The sequence below is a fragment of the Chryseobacterium sp. FR054 genome, assembly GCF_056844565.1.
In genome coordinates this window covers 1,401,924-1,422,826 of sequence record NZ_JBXDSA010000001.1, presented here as the reverse complement: position 1 = coordinate 1,422,826, position 20,903 = coordinate 1,401,924, and the positions used below count along the sequence as shown (strand labels likewise).

21 protein-coding genes are annotated in these 20,903 nt (G+C 39.4%); 7 read left to right on the top strand and 14 right to left on the bottom strand.

Annotated elements, in window-relative coordinates; translation table 11 throughout:
- Nucleotides 1–415: 415 nt before the first annotated feature.
- Together AC106S_RS06480 and AC106S_RS06475 are read right to left on the bottom strand one after the other, a co-directional pair.
- On the bottom strand, nt 416–1,600 hold the full coding sequence (locus tag AC106S_RS06480; RefSeq protein WP_482438268.1) for a DUF1501 domain-containing protein: 1,185 nt from the start codon (nt 1,598–1,600) through the stop codon (nt 416–418).
- 27 nt (nt 1,601–1,627) lie between these two features.
- Nucleotides 1,628–3,004: a DUF1800 domain-containing protein gene (locus AC106S_RS06475; RefSeq protein WP_482438267.1), complete on the bottom strand. Its 1,377-nt coding sequence runs from the start codon at nt 3,002–3,004 to the stop codon at nt 1,628–1,630.
- Between the two features lie 416 nt (nt 3,005–3,420).
- Between AC106S_RS06475 and AC106S_RS06470 the strand changes: the two genes are divergently transcribed.
- From AC106S_RS06470 to AC106S_RS06445, 6 genes are all read left to right on the top strand, one after another.
- The gene (locus AC106S_RS06470; protein WP_482438266.1) at nt 3,421–3,984 is read left to right on the top strand and encodes a hypothetical protein; all 564 of its coding nucleotides are present in this window, start codon (nt 3,421–3,423) and stop codon (nt 3,982–3,984) included.
- 114 nt (nt 3,985–4,098) lie between these two features.
- Nucleotides 4,099–5,148, top strand: a complete 1,050-nt coding sequence (locus tag AC106S_RS06465; protein WP_482438265.1) for a glucokinase — start codon at nt 4,099–4,101, stop codon at nt 5,146–5,148.
- Nucleotides 5,149–5,295: 147 nt separating this feature from the next.
- Entirely contained in the window at nt 5,296–5,862 is a 567-nt protein-coding gene (locus AC106S_RS06460) for a YceI family protein (protein WP_482438264.1), read from the top strand.
- A gap of 78 nt (nt 5,863–5,940) precedes the next feature.
- Nucleotides 5,941–6,567, top strand: a complete 627-nt coding sequence (locus tag AC106S_RS06455; protein WP_482438263.1) for a YceI family protein — start codon at nt 5,941–5,943, stop codon at nt 6,565–6,567.
- Nucleotides 6,568–6,948: 381 nt separating this feature from the next.
- A complete protein-coding gene (locus tag AC106S_RS06450) occupies nt 6,949–7,614 on the top strand; it encodes an alpha/beta hydrolase (RefSeq protein WP_482438262.1) in 666 nt (221 codons plus the stop codon).
- Between the two features lie 114 nt (nt 7,615–7,728).
- Complete coding sequence (locus tag AC106S_RS06445) at nt 7,729–9,150, top strand: L-serine ammonia-lyase (RefSeq protein ID WP_482438261.1); 1,422 nt, start codon at nt 7,729–7,731, stop codon at nt 9,148–9,150.
- Nucleotides 9,151–9,248: 98 nt separating this feature from the next.
- Here AC106S_RS06445 and AC106S_RS06440 read toward each other — a convergent pair whose 3' ends face one another.
- The 6 genes from AC106S_RS06440 to AC106S_RS06415 form a co-directional block, all read right to left on the bottom strand.
- Entirely contained in the window at nt 9,249–10,886 is a 1,638-nt protein-coding gene (locus AC106S_RS06440) for a serine hydrolase domain-containing protein (RefSeq protein ID WP_482438260.1), read from the bottom strand.
- A gap of 4 nt (nt 10,887–10,890) precedes the next feature.
- Complete coding sequence (locus tag AC106S_RS06435; protein ID WP_482438259.1) at nt 10,891–11,472, bottom strand: YIP1 family protein; 582 nt, start codon at nt 11,470–11,472, stop codon at nt 10,891–10,893.
- A gap of 10 nt (nt 11,473–11,482) precedes the next feature.
- Complete coding sequence (locus AC106S_RS06430) at nt 11,483–11,755, bottom strand: DUF2089 family protein (protein WP_482438258.1); 273 nt, start codon at nt 11,753–11,755, stop codon at nt 11,483–11,485.
- A gap of 155 nt (nt 11,756–11,910) precedes the next feature.
- Nucleotides 11,911–12,753, bottom strand: coding sequence for a prephenate dehydrogenase (locus AC106S_RS06425; RefSeq protein ID WP_482438257.1), 843 nt, complete (start codon nt 12,751–12,753; stop codon nt 11,911–11,913).
- Nucleotides 12,754–12,918: 165 nt separating this feature from the next.
- Nucleotides 12,919–13,449 carry a DUF5991 domain-containing protein gene (locus AC106S_RS06420; RefSeq protein WP_482438256.1) on the bottom strand — a complete coding sequence of 177 codons (531 nt, stop codon included), beginning with the start codon at nt 13,447–13,449 and terminating at the stop codon, nt 12,919–12,921.
- Nucleotides 13,450–13,465: 16 nt separating this feature from the next.
- Entirely contained in the window at nt 13,466–13,954 is a 489-nt protein-coding gene (locus AC106S_RS06415; RefSeq protein WP_482438255.1) for a hypothetical protein, read from the bottom strand.
- Between the two features lie 487 nt (nt 13,955–14,441).
- Between AC106S_RS06415 and AC106S_RS06410 the strand changes: the two genes are divergently transcribed.
- Entirely contained in the window at nt 14,442–15,086 is a 645-nt protein-coding gene (locus tag AC106S_RS06410; RefSeq protein WP_482438254.1) for a hypothetical protein, read from the top strand.
- 104 nt (nt 15,087–15,190) lie between these two features.
- Here AC106S_RS06410 and AC106S_RS06405 read toward each other — a convergent pair whose 3' ends face one another.
- From AC106S_RS06405 to AC106S_RS06380, 6 genes are all read right to left on the bottom strand, one after another.
- Nucleotides 15,191–15,709 (bottom strand): hypothetical protein, encoded by a 519-nt coding sequence (locus AC106S_RS06405; RefSeq protein WP_482438253.1) that lies wholly within the window; start codon nt 15,707–15,709, stop codon nt 15,191–15,193.
- A gap of 21 nt (nt 15,710–15,730) precedes the next feature.
- Nucleotides 15,731–16,219 (bottom strand): hypothetical protein, encoded by a 489-nt coding sequence (locus AC106S_RS06400; RefSeq protein ID WP_482438252.1) that lies wholly within the window; start codon nt 16,217–16,219, stop codon nt 15,731–15,733.
- A gap of 82 nt (nt 16,220–16,301) precedes the next feature.
- The gene (locus AC106S_RS06395; RefSeq protein WP_482438251.1) at nt 16,302–18,584 is read right to left on the bottom strand and encodes a cation:proton antiporter; all 2,283 of its coding nucleotides are present in this window, start codon (nt 18,582–18,584) and stop codon (nt 16,302–16,304) included.
- Nucleotides 18,585–18,872: 288 nt separating this feature from the next.
- Nucleotides 18,873–19,262: a hypothetical protein gene (locus AC106S_RS06390; RefSeq protein ID WP_482438250.1), complete on the bottom strand. Its 390-nt coding sequence runs from the start codon at nt 19,260–19,262 to the stop codon at nt 18,873–18,875.
- Nucleotides 19,263–19,371: 109 nt separating this feature from the next.
- On the bottom strand, nt 19,372–20,082 hold the full coding sequence (locus AC106S_RS06385; protein ID WP_482438249.1) for a LytR/AlgR family response regulator transcription factor: 711 nt from the start codon (nt 20,080–20,082) through the stop codon (nt 19,372–19,374).
- Nucleotides 20,060–20,830 carry a histidine kinase gene (locus AC106S_RS06380; RefSeq protein WP_482438248.1) on the bottom strand — a complete coding sequence of 257 codons (771 nt, stop codon included), beginning with the start codon at nt 20,828–20,830 and terminating at the stop codon, nt 20,060–20,062. The genes AC106S_RS06385 and AC106S_RS06380 overlap by 23 nt, the downstream gene beginning before the upstream one ends.
- Nucleotides 20,831–20,903 lie beyond the last annotated feature (73 nt).

The window sequence follows — 20,903 nt, the reverse complement described above, 5'->3', positions numbered from 1 at the left end:
AAAAAATCCGCGTCATCTTCAAAATCCGCGAGAATATATTCATAAAAATATATTTCATCTTAATATCCTGTGGGAAGCTACTTACTTCCTCAAAAATCAACTTTATGAAATTTTATCGGAGATAAAATCCTGGTGCCTTATACCCATGAAGCTTGTAAAAAAATAGCGCCGTTGCGCAACTCCAGCAAAAGCAAGTTCAGAAAATCCGCGTCATCTGCAAAATCCGCGAGAATATATTCATAAAAATATATTTAATCTTAATATCCTGTGGGAAGCTACTTACTTCCTCAAAAATCAACTTTATGAAATTTTATCGGAGATAAAATCCTGGCACCTTATACCCATGAAGCTGGTAAAAAAAATTAGCGCCGTTGCGCAACTCCAACAAAAGCAGATCCGTAAACATTAAAAATCATCAGATAAAATCATAAACCCCGTTTTTCCAGCCCAGCACTTTGGAAGAATCGGCTTTAAGCCAGTTTTTCAGGATGGTGGCATATACTTTTCTGAAATCTTCCGTATAAATCAGGTCACCCTGGTTGAGCTGCTGAAGATCGGGGAGAGCATTCAGAAGCCCTTTCTTTTTCAGTCCTCCGCTGATGAAAAACATCTGATTGGCGGTTCCGTGATCGGTTCCGTTACTGGCATTCTGGGCTACGCGGCGTCCGAATTCCGAGAAGGTCATCAGAAGGATGTCATTGAAAAGCGCGTTACTTTTCATATCGGCTACAAAAGATTTTACAGCTTCATTGATATCGCTGAACAGTTTTTTCTGTCTTTCATTCTGGTTGACATGGGTATCAAAGCTTCCTACGGAAAGGTAGTAAACCTGGGTATTGATATCGGATTTAATAAGAGAGGCTACCGTCCGGAAATCTTTTCCCAGCTGTGAATTCGGATAGATCTGATCGGATTTTTTTGCCTTACTTTTTTCAAAGATATAATCGGCGTTGTTGATCGTGGAGCCTAACGTCTGATATAAATAAGAGACGGTTTCATCTTCATGATGATGATCGTACAGGGATTTGAAATATTTTTCCTGGCTGGTCTGATAGAGTCTTTTGGGATCTTTGAAGGCAAAAGCCTTGTTATTTTCCCCTTTCAGAGCAAGACTCAGCATATCGTCCACTTCCAGGGCCTGGGTAGGGTGTTCGCAACGGTAACATTCTTCATCCAGAAAACGTCCGATCCATCCGGTTTCCAGAAACTCATCACTCCGGCTTGCGGAATGCCAGATGTCCATACTTCTGAAATGGGATTTATCCGGATCAGGGTAACCCACATTATTCATTACGGAAAGTTCACCGCTGTCAAAAAGTTCTTTAAAATAGGAGAGTGCAGGGTTAATGCCTGCTTCATCGTTCAGTATCAGGGAATCTTTGATAGCAATGCTTTTTCTTTCCCGGAAATAAATATCATTTTTTGTGGGAATAATGGTATTCAAACCGTCATTCCCCCCTGTAAACTGAAGAACAACCAGAATCTTCCGGTTCGGTTCCAAAGCTCCGTCAAAGGTCATTGCTTTTAAAAAATCAGGCATCATCAGGGAAGCTGCGGCCAGTGAGCTTATTTTGAGGAATTCTCTTCTTTTGATTAACATACTTCTTGATTTTTGGTTATGAATACCTTACATAAGCTGATATTCCGGGGTAGACATCAGGTTGATTACTGTCATTTTAATGCTTTTATCCGAGAAATTCTTTACGGAAGCCAGATCAAGCGTTCCGGCATTCTGAATCAGATAATCTTCACAGTTTTTATGGGCAAAAACCTTTTCCACACGCCCCCAGTCGATGGTGATATTGGGATTTTTAAACGTTTTATTTAAAGCGGTTTCACGGGATTTCATGCCCATATCCATATCGTCATCCTGTCGTGGGCTGTATTCCAGAGGGCGCAGTCCCGACCATATCTGGGGAACCTGAAGCCGGAGCATAAGTGTAGAACTGTCTATCCACGATTTTCCGGCAGGCCATCCTGAAACATTCGGAGGATAAAGCAATACCTGCCCCAGAAGTTTCTGGTAAACGATGAGGTTTTCAGGATTCTGAATATGCATCGGAAGCATCCGCATAATGCCTGCCATGAGTTCCACAGGAGATTTGATCCTGTTTCCGATATTCTTTTTATCATAAAACCATGTGCCGGAAAATATAGCATACATGAGCTTTTTAATATCATAACCGGAGTTATAGAAATCATTACTCAATGTATCAATGATCCTGCTGTCCGGATTTTCATTCACAAAGAACTTATAGATTTTAGTGGTAATGAAGCGTGCGGTTACTTTCTGTTCAAGAATGATGTTTAAAATATCCGCGCCACTGAAATTTCCCGTTTTTCCTAAAAAAGTTTTGGTTCCTTCATCATGAAAAAGTTTTCTTTCCTTAAAATGTCCTTCTTTATCAAATCCCCAGCCTGTAAATGCTCTGGCTCCTTCGCGGATGTCCTGCTCGGTATAATTTCCCCTGCCCATTGTGAAAAGTTCCATCACCTCACGGGCAAAATTTTCATTGGGATGATCTTTTTTATTCTGCTGATTGTTGAGAAAACTCAGCATAGCGGGTGAACTGCTTACCTCAAAAAGGAGATCTTTAAAACTTCCCAGTGCATTTTTCCGGATGGTATTGAGCAGGTTTTGGTTGAATTTCGGATTATTCACCCTTGTAGCAAAATGTCCGTGCCAGAAAAAAGCCATCTTTTCCCGCAGCTGTTCACGGCTGTTGACCATTTTATCCAGGAAATTGAGATTTAATTCGTTGTTCTGTTCCCTGTTGATCCTTTGCAGTTCCTTTCTCTTTTCCTCAGGTTGGCGGTTATCCATATTAGCCGCTGAATCAGGATCAGGAGTATCATAAATTACCTCTGCAAAAGATTCTTCTTTAAACAGTTCATCTGTGAGTGTTTTAATACTTTTATTCTTCATATCCTCAATCTGGCTGAGCCCGGTTCCGAAGCCTGCGCGCCAGAGAAGATGTTTATGATGTAATAGAGGATCAGCCATTTGAGAAGTTTATGTTTTGATGTTTTTGAAGGAAAAAGGTTAAAAATAATAACGTGAGAAACGCGATGGTAGTATTTGCGTAGGGAAGACGGAAGTTTCTGAAAGGTTTACAAATTACTTAAAGCCGCCGGATTCCTTATATGCTAAAAATACATATCCGGAAATAGGTTTCCATCTTAAAATAGTGCAGACAATTTCCCATTCTAAGAATTAAAAGAACTTATAATTGTGAAATAAGATTCCGTTTACCTTCTTTCTGCTTCCATCCTATTAAACAGTCATTTAATTTTTAAAACAATTTAACATATTGAAATTCATTTGATTAAAAATATTTTGAATGTTAAAATCACAAAAAAAACCTTCGTTGGCACGATTTTTACATCCTCTAGCTTAGTAAAATTTAAAAAATTAGAGTTATGAAAATGTTAAAACAAGCCATATTGTTAGCTGGAATTTTAACAGCAGGTATCGCAAGCGCGCAGGACTCAAAAATGAATAATATGATTAAAGTGGGAGCCAATGTCGGTCTGGCAGTTCCCGCAGATAATCTTTCCGCAGCTGCGGGGGTGGATGTATCCTACCAGAACCTTATTACTCCCGGATTCGGATTAGGTATTGCAACGGGATATACACATTACTTTTCAAAAAATAACAACGGGTACGATAATAATGATGTAGGGGTAATCCCTGTGGGAGCTTTAGTAAGAATCTATCCTAAACAGACCGGTTTCTATTTCGGGACAGACTTAGGATACGGATTTTTGGTAGGAGACAATAAAGTGGCTTCCAACAGCAGTGTAGACAGACCGGACGGAGGTTTCTACATCAAGCCTGAGATCGGATACCACAACAGAGACTGGAATTTCTTTGTACAGTATCAGAAGGTTTTTGTAGGAGATAAAGGCGATCTTGCCGGACAGGATTATAATGTGGGGAACATCGGAGTTGGCTTCGGATACAATATTCCATTAGGAAAGTAGTTAGATTTATATATAAACAATTATTAACCAAACCTTTTCATTTTTGTGGAAAGGTTTTTTTGTTCCATACAGAATTTACGAAAACTATTATTATATTTGATAAAATTTGAGGTTATGATTTTGAATCCAAAATTTCCGCTTTATTTACCAGGAGTAGAGAACAGTAATAATGATAATGTTTCTATCATTGGGGCCAGCCTCCGTGAAGATATGACCATCTTGGGTTATTTTGTTTCCGGTAACGGAGGTCTCGAGATAAAAAGTCAGAATACGTATACCACTAAGGAATATGCGTCGTTTTCCGATATCCTGAGACAATTTATCCAGGACAATCAGCTAAGTAATGTACAGCGTCTGGCAATGGCTGTACCCGGACCTGTAATTAACGGGAAGAGCAGCCCTGCAAGACTGGGCTGGGACCTTGACATTGAAGAATACACCAGAGATTTCGGGTTTGAAAAAGGAGATATGCTAAATGACCTTGAAGCTTCCGCTTACGGAATGGGGCTTCTGGAAGACAGCGATCTTGAGCCTATCTACACCAGCGGGCATCTGGAAAAAGGAAACGTTGCTATCCTGGCACCCGGAAACGGACTGGGAGAAGCCGGCTATTTCTTCGACGGACAGTATCTGAGACCTTTTGCTACGGAAGGAGGACATTCTGAGTTTTCACCAAGAACCAATGTAGAAGTAGAGTTCTATCAGTTTTTGAATAATATTTACGGAATTGTAAGCTGGGAAAATGTGCTTTCCAAAACAGGTCTTTTCAATATTTACAGATTCCTGAGAGATGTTAAAAGGCATCCGGAACCGGAATGGCTTGCCGAGCGTCTGGCAGGAGGAAACTTCGTTGAAGAACTGTACAAAGCCGCAGTAGAAGAAAATGTACTGATCTGCAAAATCGCCCTGGATACCTTCCTGGAATTCCTGGCGAGAGAAGCCAATAACCTTGTTCTGAAACTTAAAGCTACCGGAGGTTTACTTATTTCCGGAGATATTCCGCAAACGGTAAGAGAATATATAGACAAAACCAAGTTCTATGAAAAATTCAAGATCAGTGACAAGATGGAGGCTATGCTTAAAAACACCCCGATCTATCTGATCAAGCAGAACCATACGGCATTAAAAGGAGCCGCTCTGTACACCGCTTACTATCAAAACTAAAATATACAGCTCCGGATGATTTCCGGAGTTTTTTTATGGGATGATATTATTCATAAAAATAATTGTTCATATTGATATACATCAACGAAATCTATCGGATAAGTTGGCTACATTTGCAGCATTCAATAAGTAAATAACTTTAGTCAAATGAAAAAAATATTTTTGTTAGCCGTTTTAGCTGGTGGTTTAGCTTTCGGACAGTCAAAAAAAGTGGTAACTTCTGATATTCACTGGTGGGGTTACAAAGTGGCAAAATCTGAGGCAAGCTCTCATGACGGAACCATCAAAGTAAAATCCGGAGAAATGGTGATGAAAGGAAATCAGCTGGTAGGCGGAAGCTTTGTTCTGGATATGACTTCCATTAATGCAACAGACCTTTCAGGAGAATATCAGCAGAAACTGAACGGGCACCTTAAGAACGGTGACTTCTTTGAAGTTGAAAAATTCCCGACGGCTTCTTTCAAAATTACTTCTGTAAAGAAAAACAACGATAAAGTTTACAATTCATTGGTAACCGGAAACCTTACCGTTAAAGGAAAAACCAACTCTGTAAGCTTCCCTGCAAAAATTACATACAGCAACGGAACGGTAAGCCTTGTTTCCAACAAATTCTCTTTCGACAGACAGAAATTTGATGTAGCCTACAAGTCTAGCATGCAGGATGTTTTTGTGAAAGATGACATTGATATGACCGTAAAGGTAACTGCTAAATAATTTAATCAAAAAAAGATTGTTAAAAGTGTAGAAGTTCTACACTTTTTTTTATTTTTGTTGAATTGTAAATAAAAAAGAATGAAAAGATTACTATTGTTTGCTATGGTGTGCGCGAGCATGTCATTTGTTTTTGCCCAGAAGAAATTTGATAAGGTTTCAAAAGTGACTTCATCAGAGATCAGATGGTGGGGATATAAAGTTGTAAAAACTGAGACTTCCTCCCATTCAGGAACGGTAAAGCTGAAAAGCGGAAAATTCAATTTCGATAAAACGGTTCTGGTAGACGGAGAGTTTATTATAGATATGAGAAGCATGATGGCCGGAGATGTGTCTGAAGAAGATCAGATCAAGCTTACCAACGAACTTAAAGGAACCAACTTCTTTGAGGTGAAGAAATTCCCGATTGCTAAATTTCACCTTACGAAAATCATTCCTTTGGCAAACAGTGAGTACAATTCAACAGTGTACGGAGATATTACAATCAAAGGGGTAAGAAAGACCATCACTTTCCCTGCCAACGTATACGTAACCCAGTTTACCGTTGTAATCGAATCCGCTAAATTCTCACTGAACAGAAGAGATTTCAAGGTATTCTACCAGTCTTCACTGAAGGATTACTTCATCAAGAACGAAATGGATTTCCAGTTCAGAGTTTCTACGGAAAAACTGGATAACGAAAACAGAGTTCCTGTAAAGAAAAAATAAACTTAAAGAAATAACGATTGATAATGCAGAAAGAGTGGTTCTATGAACTGCTCTTTTTTTGTTGAAATAATGCCCATGACCGAAACAACAAAAGTCAGAAGAAGTAAATTTTTATTAATCATAAAGATGAATAATAATGAAGTATTTTTTTAATAAGCAATGCCACCTGCAATGCCTTTGTATTACTTTGCTAAGTTTACGCCCTTGTTTACCTTAATTTACACGTTTTGTTGATTTATTCTTTGTCTGGCTTTGCGCTAAAAATGTTTTAAATCCTATTATTCTTCTATTTAGACTGGCAGTTTATTATCAAAACCTTACTTAGCATCAATTCTGAAAATGGGTTACTTTATTTTTATATGTTTTTTATAAATTAGCTGTATGAAAATTTACATAATTAGTGGGCTTGGTGCCGATTTTAAAGTACTGGAGCGACTGGAATTTCCCAAGCACTGTGAATTGATTTTTATAGACTGGCTCATCCCTGAGAAAAATGAACCTTTCGGTTCTTATGTACAGAGAATGGCCGGAAAAATAGATACTTCCGAACCTTTCTGCCTGTTGGGATACTCTTTTGGGGGAATCATGGTACAGGAAATCAATAAACTTAAACCTGCGGAGAAAGTGGTGATCCTGGGAAGCATTAAATCCGACAAAGAGAAATCCAGATTCATTAGAACCGGAGAGATTACCAGGATCCCGAGAATACTGCCGGTAGGCTTATTCAATGATAAGGCGGCGAATGTATATTCTGTGGTAAGAAAACTTTTTGATCCTAAAAACCCTAAGATCCTTCAGTATTTCAGAGTGAGAGATCCCTATTATCTGAAATGGTCGGTAGAAAAGGTATCGGAATGGAAGTTTGAAGAAAACCCGGAAGTCATCCAGATTCTGGGCGATAAAGATATTGTCTTTCCGATCCGTTATTCAAAACCGGATTACGTGATCAAAGGCGGAACCCATTTATTTCCGGCAACCAGGCCCAAAGATGTTTCTAAAATACTGAATAAGATATTTGGTGAGCCGGTAGAGAATAATATTCATTAAAAGTCTTCACTGATTTTCAAAGTTCTTATTTTATACATAGTTCCTTAATATAAGATCAACTTTATTAGGATTTATCATGTATCTTTGTTTTTCGAGGAAAATGAAGAATCACTTATGGAATCAATATCGGTTTTTGAGATTATTAAAGTAGGAATAGGCCCCTCCAGTTCGCATACGATGGGACCATGGAATGCGGCATCCGCATTCATCAGGATTATAAAAAGAGAACGATCAGTAGCAGAAGTAAAAGAAGTTTTTCTTGAATTTTTCGGCTCACTGGCCAAAACAGGAATCGGGCACGGAACAGATATTGCCGGAATGCTTGGATTAAACGGCGAAGATTTCAAGACCATCGATACTTCAAAAATTGATGAGAAAATAGACCATATAAAAACTACCCAAATCCTTAATCTGGGAGGTGAAAAAGAAATACCGTTCATCTACGGGCATCACCTGGTTTTAAACATGCAGAAATCCCTTGATTTTCACCCGAACGGAATGATCTTCAGGGCTGTTTTTGAAGACGGCACCGAACTTGTTCAGGACTTTTATTCTGTGGGAGGAGGTTTCATTGCCAGTCAGGAAAAAAACTCTATTCAGAAGCATTGTGTACGTACCCTTTATCCTTGCCATCATGGTTCGGATATTGTAAGGTATTGTGAAAAACTGGGACTGAAAAGAATTTCAGATCTTATTTTCATTAATGAAGAAAGCTGGAGACCTCAGGAGGAAACCAGGCAGGAAGCTTTATACATCTGGCAGCAGATTAAAGAATGTATTTATAAAGGGGTGAATAAAGAAGGGATTCTTCCGGGCGGACTGAACGTTACGAGAAGAGCTGCGGGAATCAACAGAAAACTTCTGGGAGAAGATAAAATCTACAAAAATCTGGATGAATGGTTTAAAATGGTGGTAGACGCAGAAGAAAACTTTACCAACATCAATAAATGGATCGCCTGCTTTGCCCTTGCCGTGAATGAAGAAAATGCCAGTTTCGGAAGGATTATTACAGCTCCTACCAACGGTGCCAGCGGTGTTATTCCAGCTGTGCTGATGTACTCCCAGGCATTTACAGATTTTATCAGTGAAGATGATATTGTAAGGTTTATCCTGGTGGCAGGAGAAATCGGAACGTTATTCAAAAAGAATGCGACGATCTCTGCTGCGATGGGAGGCTGCCAGGCTGAAATCGGGGTTTCATCTGCGATGGCGGCCGCAGGACTTACCGAAATTTTAGGAGGAAGTGTAGGGCAGGTACTGATGGCGGCAGAAATTGCAATGGAGCATCACCTGGGGCTTACCTGTGACCCGATCAAAGGTCTGGTACAGATTCCATGTATCGAAAGAAATACAATGGGAGCGATTAAAGCCATCACAGCAGCCAATATTGCCCTGGAAAGTGATCCTGCGAAAGCAAAAGTTACTCTGGATGAAGTGATACAGACGATGTGGGAAACCGCCTTGTCAATGAGTGACCGTTTTAAGGAAACCTCAGAAGGCGGGCTGGCGATTGCGGTAAATGTTCCGGAATGTTAATAGAAAAATATCTTTAAAATATAAAATCCTTAGACAATTGATCTAAGGATTTTTTGTTATAATTTTTTACTGATGAATTTTGCTTTAGGTTGGGCAGTTTACTTTTTATTAAACAGATAAATATTTCCTCCTTGAGTTAATTTCAGTTGGTTATTTTCAGGAATAAAAAGGATAGTGATACCTGCCTGATGAAACTGATATTTATTTTTTTCTATATAAGTCAGCGGAAATTCCGGCTGTCCTGATCCCTGGCCATATAACGTTCCATCCTTTTTGAAAATTTTCAGTTCAAGGGCAATGTCTTTTGAAGCATAACTGCCTGAATACTGATCTGCTTCCGGAACTTTTTTAGCCTCATCAAACTGAGGAAACTGATAATCCTGCCCGTAGAGTATATTCAAAATCCCGATATAAAGGTTATTGTGCATAAAACGTTCTCCGTTTACTGTAACGGCAAAAGCAAGCTTATCGGTAGGCTCATAACTCAGCATAGAATGGGTGCCATAAGTATCGCCGCCATGTCCATAGGAAATAATATTGTAAAAAGGAGGTTTCATAATTCCGGTTCCGAACATTACTTCCTTCTTGTCGGAGGTCATCATATCCAGTGTTTCCTTTTTAATAAATTTGCCGTTGAACAGAGCATTGATAAAAGTATTCATATCTTCCGTAGTCGAAACAATATCTCCCACACCAATACAGTTTCTGAAATCGAAATCCGGAATTTCTTCCCAGCTTCCGTTGTTGAATTGATAAGGTCTGAAGATATTCTTAGGATTATCCAATGCAGAAAAAGTATACTTCATACCCGCTTTTTCAAGGATATTTTCTTTTAAGATCTCATGATACGGCTTTCCATCATATAATTTTTCAAGAATCCTGCTTAATAGAAAGTAGGCGGAATTGGAATATTTTACCCCTTTTCCAGGCTGAAAATGAAGTCCCTGATCTTTAATGGCATCAAGAATGGCTTTATCTCCAACAGCTTTTCCTACCAGCCAGCCGTCTGCTCCCGCGGCTATATAATTCCCAAGCCCGCTGGTATGGTTCAGCATCTGGCGGATGGAAATATTTTTGGAATTGGCAATCTCAGGATAGAACTTAGACAATTTTTCATTAAGGTTCAGTTTTCCTTTTTCTACAAGCTGCATAAGCATAACTGAAGTGAAAAGCTTGCTGATAGAACCGATCTGGTATTGTGTATTTTTATCGTAGGCAATATTTTTTACCTGCTGCTGGCCGAAATCTTTATGATATTCCTGTACCCCGTTTCTGAAAATGGACACACTTCCGATTCCCTGGTTATTTTGTGCAATATAATCCAGAAATTCATTAAGCTTTTCAGCATTGATGGCTTTTCCGGCAAGGTAAGAGATAGTCCTGTCTTTTGATGAATGTGGATCACGGGAAAAATGTAAAGGCATGGTTTTACCGTTTTGGGTAAATAAGCCTTCAAAAAAGTTGTTTTGAAAAGTACCTTTATAGGTGGCATTGATCTTCTTGATTTCAAAAGCCAGCTCATTATTGATGAAAGACGTGTGGTCTACACTGATGTCGTCTTTGCTTTGCAGAGGGCTGTTAAGAAGTGCGGTATACCCATCCGTGGTTTTTTTAATTTTTAAAATGACTGGCAATTTTTTGATCTGTACATCTATTTCACCATGCCAGGTTCCTTCAATTTGGGCGTAACAAAACTGTGCCAGAAAAATCAGCACTAATAATAATTTGGTTTTCATATGGTTATAAGTATTTTGCAGTTAAGATTTGGCACACAATCGTCATGATGAGCGACACCACACCGAAAAGCACGATATGCTGCCATTTTTTTATGTTGGTAGCCGTTTTAAAGCCGTTATAATACACGGTAATGCTGTAAATAAGGACAGTAATAACAAAAGATGCCATAGACAGCGTAACTATAAAGTCCAATACCGGAAACGGACCGGCAGGATTAGTCTGATAACTGATCATATGTTCCTGAGCCTTATCAATAGATGAAATACCGGTAAAAACCTGTAAAATCACAAGTGACATTTGGGATATTAATACCGTATTGACAATGTCTATAAACCGGGTCTTATTGTTCAGTATTTTACCCAGAATGAAGAGTATCACGATTGCAAAAGAGAAGCTTACCAACGTAGGAATGGCCACCGCCTGCAGGGAAGTTTTTTCCAGACCGTTGATTTTATAGATGCTGCTGAAGAAGCTGTCTGTCCAGTAGCCGGTAAGAATGGCCGCAGCCACAGTTAAAAGTCCGGCTACGAGCAGCTGTTTATCATCAAATCTTTCAAAAGGATTGAAAATGGTTTTCCAGTTCATGATCATCAGTTTAGGAATTAGTTTTTAGCTGTCCGACTTTGGTGATCAGATCATCCATTTTATTTCTCATAGTCGGATAGGAGAGGCCTGCCTGTTTAGCCATTTCCTTGATACTTCCGCTGGAAAGAAAAAAGTTGAGGATAAATTCCTGCTCTTCACGGTTGAGCTTAAGTAATACGGGAAGTTCATATTCGCCGCTTACCTCTGTTTGGCAGCTGGGGCATTTCATCCGGCTTACATTTAAAGTATGCTCACAGCTCGGACAGATGATAGGAAGTTTCATGAATTAATTTTTTACGAAAGTAATAATAATTTTAATAAAATTAAAATATTTTTTAACTTTATTAAAAATGAGTTATTAAAATGTAAAAAGCTAAGTAAAAAAATAAAGGACAAATTTGTGAATTTACAAGTTTGCCCTTTGGTATTTTTTCTGATCTATCTCAATATTCCCCTGATCCTGTTGGCGTTGCTGATCAGCTCTTCCAGGTATTCATAATTCTCTTTTTCCAATGCGGATTTGAATTTTCTGAGTTGTGTAATATGTTCATTCAGAACGTCCAGAACATTTTCTTTGTTCTGCTTAAAGATCGGAACCCACATTTCAGGATGGGATTTTGCAAGACGTACGGTACTGGAAAACCCTGAACTGGCCAGCTGAAAAATAGTCTCTTCCTCACGTTCCTTTTCCAGCACGGTATTGGCCAGCGCGTAGGAGGTAATATGAGAAATATGGGAAATATATGCGGTATGAATATCGTGGTCTTTGGCATCCATGTAAATCATATGCATATCAAGCGCTTCAACTATTTTTTCAACAGTTTGCAGAGCATCGTCTGCGGATTCTTCCTTATTGCAGATGACCCCGGCTTTGCCTGAAAAACTTTCAGCAATGGCAGATTTCGGACCATTGTTTTCTGTACCCCACATCGGGTGGAAGGCTACAAATCTTGAGCGTTTAGGGTGATTTTTAACAGCATTTACAATACCTGCTTTTGTAGAGCCGGCATCCATTACAGTCTGATGGTCTGAGATGAGATCCAGAACACCAGGCAGCAACTTCCGGGCTGCATCCACGGGGACAGCGATAATAATCAGGTCCGAATTTTTCACGCCCTGCTCCAGATCAGTTCCTTCATCAATTATTTTAAGGTCCAACGCTTCATTGATGTGCTGTTGGTTATGATCAATTCCGTAAATAAAGCCGGCGATTCCTTTCTCTCTTAATTTCAGCGCCATTGAACCTCCAATCAGTCCTGCTCCTATAATACTTATTTTCATCTTTTCAATTTTAAAATAAAAAAACCCCGTCCAGGACGAGGTTTTAAGTTATGTTCATAAGAATCCCTATCCCAGATCTGAGGTAAAAATTCTATAATAATATGTTCCGTTGTTGAAATTCACAAGGCGAAGGTATAAAATATTTTTCAAATCCGGAGTATTTTTTTATTTCTTTCTGAGCAGCATGGGGGTATCATACTTCCAGTTCCTGTCTGCGGCGATCTTACTTTTAAGATAATACTCTCCTCCTTTTCTGAAAAGGATGGCCAGTGTATCTGTCGGGGCATGGGAATCCATTCCGTTTCCCTCAACTTCTTTGATGTAGCGTACTGCTACCTGGTTCCGGTCGCCTTCTATGAAACAAAGATCTGCAAAATAGGTCTTATAACCATGTCCGGAAAACAGGCAGCTGTCTTTGGTAATGCTAAGATTATAATCAATTGACATTTCTGAAAATTCATCCAGCCTGCCATAATCAACAGACAGACTGTACTCTCCGGCCCACTGGCTGTTGATAGATTCTGAATCTTCTTTCAGATCTGTTATCATATCTTTCTGCTTCAGAGAGTCTTTACCGGAAACTGTTCTCTGATTTTCCTGTTTCTTTTCTGTGGAACCTGTATGGAGATCACGTTCCCGTTCTTTTTTACAGGAGAGGATGCTTATAAAAGACAGAAGATAAATGGTTTTTTTCATTGTTATTCAGAAATTATTAATCGGCACTGTGAACAATCGTTCTTTTTACATTCTCACCTTTCTGTTCCAGTTCTAAAGTGGTTACTCCTCCTTCAAATGCCAGTACAATTTCAATTTTTCCTGCTTTTACCGTGTAGTGGATAGAAATCAGGCCGTTCTGATTGATGTCTTTTGTCATGGTTTGTTCAGGAAGTCCGGAAAGCAGAAGTTCTGTATTTTCAATATCTTTTTCTTTAAGGGTCCGTCGGTACACATCTTCCATTTTGGTGTTGGAAAATGTACATTCCTGTATGGTTTCATAATCAGCCTGCTTTTCCGTACATTCTTTCAGGACAGGGATTTCTGCCTTGTCAGGAGTTTTATTTTCAGTAACCGGACTCTCTGTTTTCCGGAGCACTGCTGTATCTTCTTCCGGAACCGGAGTTTCTGTCCCTGCTTTCGGAGACTCATTTTTACAGCTTATGATTACCGACAGAATTAATCCTGCAAAATATATTTTTTTCATGACTGGTATTTTGAAGTTCATTTTTCTGAATGCAATGATATAACTTTTATTTTAAGGGCGATATTTTTTACGCATCTATGAAAGGAATTTTACTGCTCAATCCCTGTGAAAACATAAACATCTGTGGAATTTGAGAAATCTGTGAGAAATTCTTTTAACTACAACAAGGCACAAAAGATTTTTACACTTTAGCGATTTCTAAGTTTAAAACTTCACGCATAGAAATTCACTTAGTTTTTAAGTTTAAACCTAACAAGTCTCAAAGACCTGTTAGGTTTTTATTTAAGCGTACTTATATATATTATCATTATAATTAAAAAAGATCTGCGTTATCTGCAAGATCTGCGAGCCTTTAAAATTTCCATAAACATCTGTGGAATCTGTGGGAGATTATTTATCCACAATATTCTCAATTATATAATAAAAAATGAAGAAAACAGAAGTTTTACTAGCTTTGCAGGAATCTTACAGGACAAAACACCAAAATATGAAAAACAATATTTTCTACGGATTATTGATAACAGCCGGAAGCTTCATCCTGATGCATGCGGAAGAATATACTGTAAGGGCAGTATGGGAAATGTCCATCCATTCAGATACAGCAAAAATCAAAAAGAAGTTCAACGAAAAAGATATTGAAAGTAATGAATATCTGAAAGACCGTCTTAAATCCATCCGCTCCAATTTCAAAAGAATCAATTCCATTAAAAAATGGACCACGGTCCAAAAAAGAGATATCGAAGGAGAATCTGCTGAAGGCGGAGAAGCCGTATTTTATGAACAAAAAGGAAAGCTGGAAAAAATTACCGCGAGATTATATGGAGAAATGGGACAGGTATTCACCGAATATTATCTCCTGAATGGAAAGCTGTCATTTGTTTTCGAAAAAAACTATCATTACAACCGCCCGCTGTATTATAATGAAAAAGCGATGAAAGAAAATAATGATACCGAAGCTTTTGATTTTAAGAAATCAGAGATCACTGAAAGCCGGAACTATTTTGAAAAAGGAAACCTCATCTATATTATAAACAATGAAGGCCGTGGAGCATCGTTCAGCGGTGAATCTATTTCTGAAGAACAGAAACGGATTTCTGAGCTCTATGAGAAACTTCTGAACCTGAGAGGTTAGTGTAGCTGTCTGAGAGTATAATAATGATTTTTGAGAAGTATCATTCCTCGTTTGAGAAAATCAAATAATTGGTAAACTGCTATATTGTTAAACTGTTACATTAATTATATCTTTTCAGCAAGTTTTATCCGTTCTTCCACATCATGGATCCTTTTAATCCAGTAATCAATTCCCTCATGATTGCTTACTCCCTGTTTTTGCGCATTGGATTTTACAGCAGATAGTTTGTGCCAGTTTCGCTGATAATCTTTTATGCGTTCTTCTTTACTCTCTGGCTCTGTCCTGTTTCTCCAGAAAACCAGAGATTCTTCATAGCCCGAACGGATCTGTTTCAGGTAAGAAATGATGGCTTCCCTGTCATTGGGAATATATCCGGGGCCGGAGCAGCCACAGGAATGGAACGTAATTCCTACGGTGTACAGGCTGCGGATATGCTGCCATTTTTTATCATCATTTTTCGGAGGAGATTTAAAGTCCTTGCCCATGCTGGCCATCAGTTCCCCGCATTCCGGGCATCGGGCTTCCGTGGAGGTTTCCGCGTTTCTGTCCACATCTTTGAGAAGACGGCGTTTAAAGGTTTTCTGACAGCTGAAACAGGCATAATGCGGTTTGTAGGCTATCATGGCATATCGGCACATATTAATCTATTTTTTCGGGGTTACTTCTTCATTATAGCTGATCCCCATGATACTGCTTGCGCTTCGGGGATCATAAACTGACCAGATATTCCCCCACGAAAAATGAAACGTACATTGCGGGTAAGGTGTTTTACTTTTCCGGGTAGGCGGCATTGCAAGGATTCCGGACAGGAACTTATTATTCCGGTAAAATACCTGCATTTCTTTTTCTTCGGTCCATTCGTCCCAGTTTCTGGCATCTGTTTCTTCCCGGGTATTCATGTGAATACTGTCCAGGCGGTCTTCTAAAAAGCAGAGATGAAAGCAGAGCTGGGAACCCTCAACAGTAATGGGATTAAAATAATACCAGAAGTATCCCGTTTTTACGTCCCACATATGATGATAGCAGGATTTATAAAAGTCAGTCTGCTGCAGATCTGCCAGCAGCATTCCCCTCTGCAGAAAGGTATTGAATGCTGCCAGCTCCACAGTTCCGTTTTCAGTATTGATCAGCATATATTGTTTTGGAACGATAAATATAGCTGTTTTTCGTGACAATGCTGGATCCGGAAGATCTGGACTAATGAACTGTTTTCTTTTAAGGATTGGAAATAATCAATGTTGAAGGAATATCGGACAGCCACAGGCTTTTTGTGTCGATAAGATTTTTCCAGCTTTTGCTGCTGATCAGCATCAGGTCCTGGCCGTTCAGGAATTCTTTCTCTATCTTTTTTTCGTTGTATAGAGTGATGTGGTTGGGAGCAACCTGTTCAATGCTTCGGATGAGTTCCTTTACCTCGATATTGTTGCGGATCTGTCCGGCAGCATCTAAGATGATGATCTGGGAATTGTTATTGTTGATCAGTCTTTTAGCATATTCCAGCAGGTAAAAATCGCTGAGGTTGAAGATCGGAACAAAAACTTTATCGGCAGACGTAAAGTCTTTTTCCACCATGATTCCTACCGGAATATTGGTTTTGTCCAGGATCTGCAACGTAAAATCGTCAAAAGGAGAGTTGTTGAAAATATTTCCTTTGCCTTTTACTGTGTTCAGCAGCTTTTCAGGATTGATGATTTTTGTGGTAAAGCCTAAAAGTCTTCCGAGAAGGCTTCCTTCATACATCGATTTGCCCAGCATGATCAGCAGAAGATCATAATTTCCTTTATTGGAAATGCTGGTAAGATCATTCTCAATATCGGTGGAAGCTTTGAAAAGGGTGGTGACTTCCAGTTTCAGGTCATGTGAGGTTTCAATTACATTTTTGAACTGGGCTTCTTCATACTCATTGATGTCATAGGCGTGCATTTCGTCAACCGGAGCAATATTCATGGCTGTAATACTTTTATTGCCATTCATTTTATGGGTAAAGTCGTGAGCCAGTTTCAGCAGTGTGCTTCCGGATTCAGGTTTATCAAATGACAGCAGTACGCGGTATTTCACTTCATTTTCGTCGGGGGTGTCTTCGTCCGTATTTTTTTTAGATTTAAAAATAAAATTGATAAAATCAAGGGCCGGGCCGGTCATAAATGTGGTAAATAAAGCCATAATGACAAGCATGGCAAAGATCTCAGGGCCTAAAACCCCCAGATCGTACCCGATATTCAGAACGATAAGTTCCATCAGTCCTCTGGTATTCATCAGGGCACCGATCGTTAAGCTTTCTTTCCAGTTAATTCCTACAAACCTGGCGGTGAGGGCACTTCCTGCAAATTTTCCGATTACGGCGGTCAGGATAATCAGTCCTGCCGTCATCCACAGATGGCTGTCATTCAGGAGTCCGATCTGTGTGCGAAGCCCGGTAAATACAAAGAACAGGGGAAGAAGAAGCACTAAGGCCACATCTTCTACCTTATCAATGAAAAGGGTCCGGAATTTGGCATTTTCAGGCATAATGGCTCCGGCCATAAAAGCTCCGAATAAAGCATGAATACCGATGACTTCAGTAGCATAGGAAGAAAGGATAAGCGTCAGGAAGAAAATGGCCACCATTGGTTTGCTGATGGTATTTTTTCCGGCCTGAAGATCTCCGATTCTTTTCAGGAAAGGCCTTACAATCTTAATCATTAGAAATACATAGGCGATGGCCATAATGATCACGTAAATGGAGCTTGTAAAAGATCCTGCCTTTACGATGGCAATAACAGCCGCAAGGATGCACCATGCCGTGATATCATCTGCCGCTGCACAGGTAATCACAATGGTTCCCAGCTTGGTTTTCTGAAGATTTCTTTCCTGAACGATCCTCGCCAATACCGGAAATGCAGTGATACTCATTGAAATGGCTATGAATAAGGCAAATGATGTAAACTGAATGCCGTCCGGTGAAAATTCCCGGTAAATAAAATAAGAAAGCCCTATTCCCAAAGCAAAAGGAATAATAATGCTGGCGTGGCTGATGACTACCGCATCATGTGCTTTTTTTCTCAATACACTCAGGTCCAGTTCCATTCCTACGATGTACATAAAAAGGATAAGCCCTATCTGGCTGAGAAACTGGAGATTGCCCAGAGATTCTTTAGGGAAAAGAAAAGCTGAGAATTCCGGGAAGTACATTCCAACAAGAGAAGGTCCGAGGACAATTCCGGCGATCATTTCACCGATAACACTAGGCTGCTTGATCTTCATACAGATCCATCCGAAAAGTCTTGCTACCAGAATAATCGTCACAATCTGTGCAAGAAGGAGAGCCAGCGGATGATGAAGATTGGTTTTAAAAGACTCCAGGAAGTTATCCCAGGTAGAGCCTGTGTTGGTTTTTGCAACGATATTTTCCTTGATTTCCAGGGTCTGGCCTTCTATGATGAAGAAGTACATCAGGCAGGAAAAAAAGGCAATCGTTGTGATATAAAAAATTAAATTTCTGTATTTCCCCCAATTCATGATTCCAATATTTTAATGCAAAGTTGATAAGAATATATTGATGTTAGATACGCTTCTTCTGAAAATGTAATGAAGCTTGCGAAAAATGTAATAAAATCTATTTAGTTTCAGTCCGGGATGAGGTTGGAAGCAGGGAAAAGGAAGTTATGAAGGTCGTTAATGATAAATGTTGTTTTTTAAGGTAATTTGATTTTAGAGTGGTCTTCGGTACTGTAACTGAATTAACTTCCGGCTTTTTTCTTCTTTCTTCCATCCTTTAATTTAAACTTCCTTAACCCCGGATTTCGATTATTTAAAAGAATAACCCAGTCCGATTCCTGCTTTCCATGTTCCGTTCTGGCTGGCAGTTTTAGGATTATAGTAAACCGGAATCTGCAGTGCTGTTTTCCTGTAAATAACGGTAATCCCGGCACCCAGATTCGGGGTGAAAATACTGTTTTTAGTTCCCGGTGAGCGATCTTCTTTAATTCTGAGTGAAGGAAGCATACCGGCTATAAATTTTACGCCTTTTCTGGTAAAGCTGATATTCGGGCCTGTACAATTGATGAAAGCCCCATGATCCACATATCCGGCTGCCACAATTCCGTCGAAAAATGAAGCCCTGATCTTCTGACCGGTCTCCTGGGAAAAGCAGAGCCCGGATATGAGAATTCCTGCTGCATACAAAAGGTTTTTCATTATAAAATCATTTAATATGCAGCAAAAGTACGCCGGCGCTGTCTTTTAAAACGGGAGTGTGTAATGAAACCACCGGATTCTGTACCCAAACACGGAATGTTTGAGTTATCTACTTTCCGAACAGTTCCGGTAATGAGTTTTTATAGGCTTCTCCAATCTGAAGTTTAAGAAAATGATCTCCGTCAGCAGGGATGGTCGTAATGATTTCGTTGGTGGAAAATACTTTGATGGAAGAAAGTGCGATGATTTCTTTTTTGTTGATCTGAGCGAAATCTTTGGCGGGAAGCATTTCCAGAAGGTTTTTAAAGCTGAGGTTTTTCAGGACAATGGCCGTTCCGTCATTCAGAATGATATCTTTATCCCGGCTGTCGATCTCAGAGGTTTTGATGTAGGCGATCTGTTCTGTAAAGATGACGGTTTTCCCGATATTGGTATTCCATTCTATAAAATCCTTTTTGGAAGATGCGGAAACGAGTTCTTTTGCTTTCTCAAAGGCCTGGATCAGTCTTTCTTTTTTTATGGGTTTTCTTACGTAATCTACCACATTCAGGTCAAAAGCTTCCGCTGCATACTCTTTATAGGCGGTGGTGAAAATAATCTTTTTAGAACCTGAGATCAGTTCGGCTACCTGAAGCCCCGTCATTCCGGGCATTTCAATATCAAGGATGCAGAGATTACAGTCGATGCTGTCGATTTCATTTAAAAATACTTTGGGATCATTGAATGCCTTTACCACTTCTACATGATCAATCTGTTCACACAGGAGCTTCAGGTAGCTGATCGCCAGCAGTTCATCATCAAGAATAACGCATTTTATCATGGAATTCGCCTAAATTGATTTTTAATTCTGCGGTGAAGATACCGTTTTTTGAACTTTTTTCAAGCTGATAACAGCTGCTGTATATCATTTTCAGCCTTTGGTCCAGAGACTGGCTTCCGAAACCGCTCTTTTCCTTTTCCAGCACATTTTTTAAAGAAGCTTTGTTGCTGACTTTCATGGTGAAAACACTGTTTTCAAGCTCCATATAGATCGAAATGAAAGAATCCTGTGCCAGAAAGTCCGTATGTTTGAAAGCGTTTTCAATAAGGTCTACGGAGATCAGCGGGGCAAAAACCTTCTCCTCATACACCGCATCGGATTTGTTGATCCTGGATTTGATCCTGAAATCAAAAAGAGGATTTATTTTAATTTTATTGATCTCGATAAGGCTCAGGGCAAAATTCAGTTCTTCTTTCGGGCTGACGAATTTGTTGTTGCTTTCGTATAAAATATAATCCAGGACATTCGCCAGCTTATCCAGTGACATATACGTCTGGTAGGCATGCGACTGTACGGAATTGAGAATGTTTTTAAACAAATGAGGATTCAGCTTGGTACCGATGTGTTCCAGCTGAACTTCATTCAGTTTCTGTTCAATAAGTTTATTGGTTTCAGAAAGTCTTGTATTCCGCTGCCTGAGTTTACCGTTTTGACTGAACAGGTAAATGCTTACCGTCAGAAAAAAGAATATAGCAAATACTCCAATGAATATCAGATAATCGTGGATCATGTAGTAATTGCCTCCCATAAATACTTATTTAGCGTGATGCAAAATTAAAAAAGAACAGTGGATCGTCAAAGATGACTTTTTCCTGTTTCAG

Coding starts and splice junctions, on each gene's coding strand:
- AC106S_RS06480 (WP_482438268.1), bottom strand. CDS start 1,600: ATGTTAATCAAAAGAAGAGAATTCCTCAAAATAAGCTCACTGGCCGCA.
- AC106S_RS06475 (WP_482438267.1), bottom strand. CDS start 3,004: ATGGCTGATCCTCTATTACATCATAAACATCTTCTCTGGCGCGCAGGC.
- AC106S_RS06470 (WP_482438266.1), top strand. CDS start 3,421: ATGAAAATGTTAAAACAAGCCATATTGTTAGCTGGAATTTTAACAGCA.
- AC106S_RS06465 (WP_482438265.1), top strand. CDS start 4,099: ATGATTTTGAATCCAAAATTTCCGCTTTATTTACCAGGAGTAGAGAAC.
- AC106S_RS06460 (WP_482438264.1), top strand. CDS start 5,296: ATGAAAAAAATATTTTTGTTAGCCGTTTTAGCTGGTGGTTTAGCTTTC.
- AC106S_RS06455 (WP_482438263.1), top strand. CDS start 5,941: ATGAAAAGATTACTATTGTTTGCTATGGTGTGCGCGAGCATGTCATTT.
- AC106S_RS06450 (WP_482438262.1), top strand. CDS start 6,949: ATGAAAATTTACATAATTAGTGGGCTTGGTGCCGATTTTAAAGTACTG.
- AC106S_RS06445 (WP_482438261.1), top strand. CDS start 7,729: ATGGAATCAATATCGGTTTTTGAGATTATTAAAGTAGGAATAGGCCCC.
- AC106S_RS06440 (WP_482438260.1), bottom strand. CDS start 10,886: ATGAAAACCAAATTATTATTAGTGCTGATTTTTCTGGCACAGTTTTGT.
- AC106S_RS06435 (WP_482438259.1), bottom strand. CDS start 11,472: ATGAACTGGAAAACCATTTTCAATCCTTTTGAAAGATTTGATGATAAA.
- AC106S_RS06430 (WP_482438258.1), bottom strand. CDS start 11,755: ATGAAACTTCCTATCATCTGTCCGAGCTGTGAGCATACTTTAAATGTA.
- AC106S_RS06425 (WP_482438257.1), bottom strand. CDS start 12,753: ATGAAAATAAGTATTATAGGAGCAGGACTGATTGGAGGTTCAATGGCG.
- AC106S_RS06420 (WP_482438256.1), bottom strand. CDS start 13,449: ATGAAAAAAACCATTTATCTTCTGTCTTTTATAAGCATCCTCTCCTGT.
- AC106S_RS06415 (WP_482438255.1), bottom strand. CDS start 13,954: ATGAAAAAAATATATTTTGCAGGATTAATTCTGTCGGTAATCATAAGC.
- AC106S_RS06410 (WP_482438254.1), top strand. CDS start 14,442: ATGAAAAACAATATTTTCTACGGATTATTGATAACAGCCGGAAGCTTC.
- AC106S_RS06405 (WP_482438253.1), bottom strand. CDS start 15,709: ATGATAGCCTACAAACCGCATTATGCCTGTTTCAGCTGTCAGAAAACC.
- AC106S_RS06400 (WP_482438252.1), bottom strand. CDS start 16,219: ATGCTGATCAATACTGAAAACGGAACTGTGGAGCTGGCAGCATTCAAT.
- AC106S_RS06395 (WP_482438251.1), bottom strand. CDS start 18,584: ATGAATTGGGGGAAATACAGAAATTTAATTTTTTATATCACAACGATT.
- AC106S_RS06390 (WP_482438250.1), bottom strand. CDS start 19,262: ATGAAAAACCTTTTGTATGCAGCAGGAATTCTCATATCCGGGCTCTGC.
- AC106S_RS06385 (WP_482438249.1), bottom strand. CDS start 20,082: ATGATAAAATGCGTTATTCTTGATGATGAACTGCTGGCGATCAGCTAC.
- AC106S_RS06380 (WP_482438248.1), bottom strand. CDS start 20,830: ATGGGAGGCAATTACTACATGATCCACGATTATCTGATATTCATTGGA.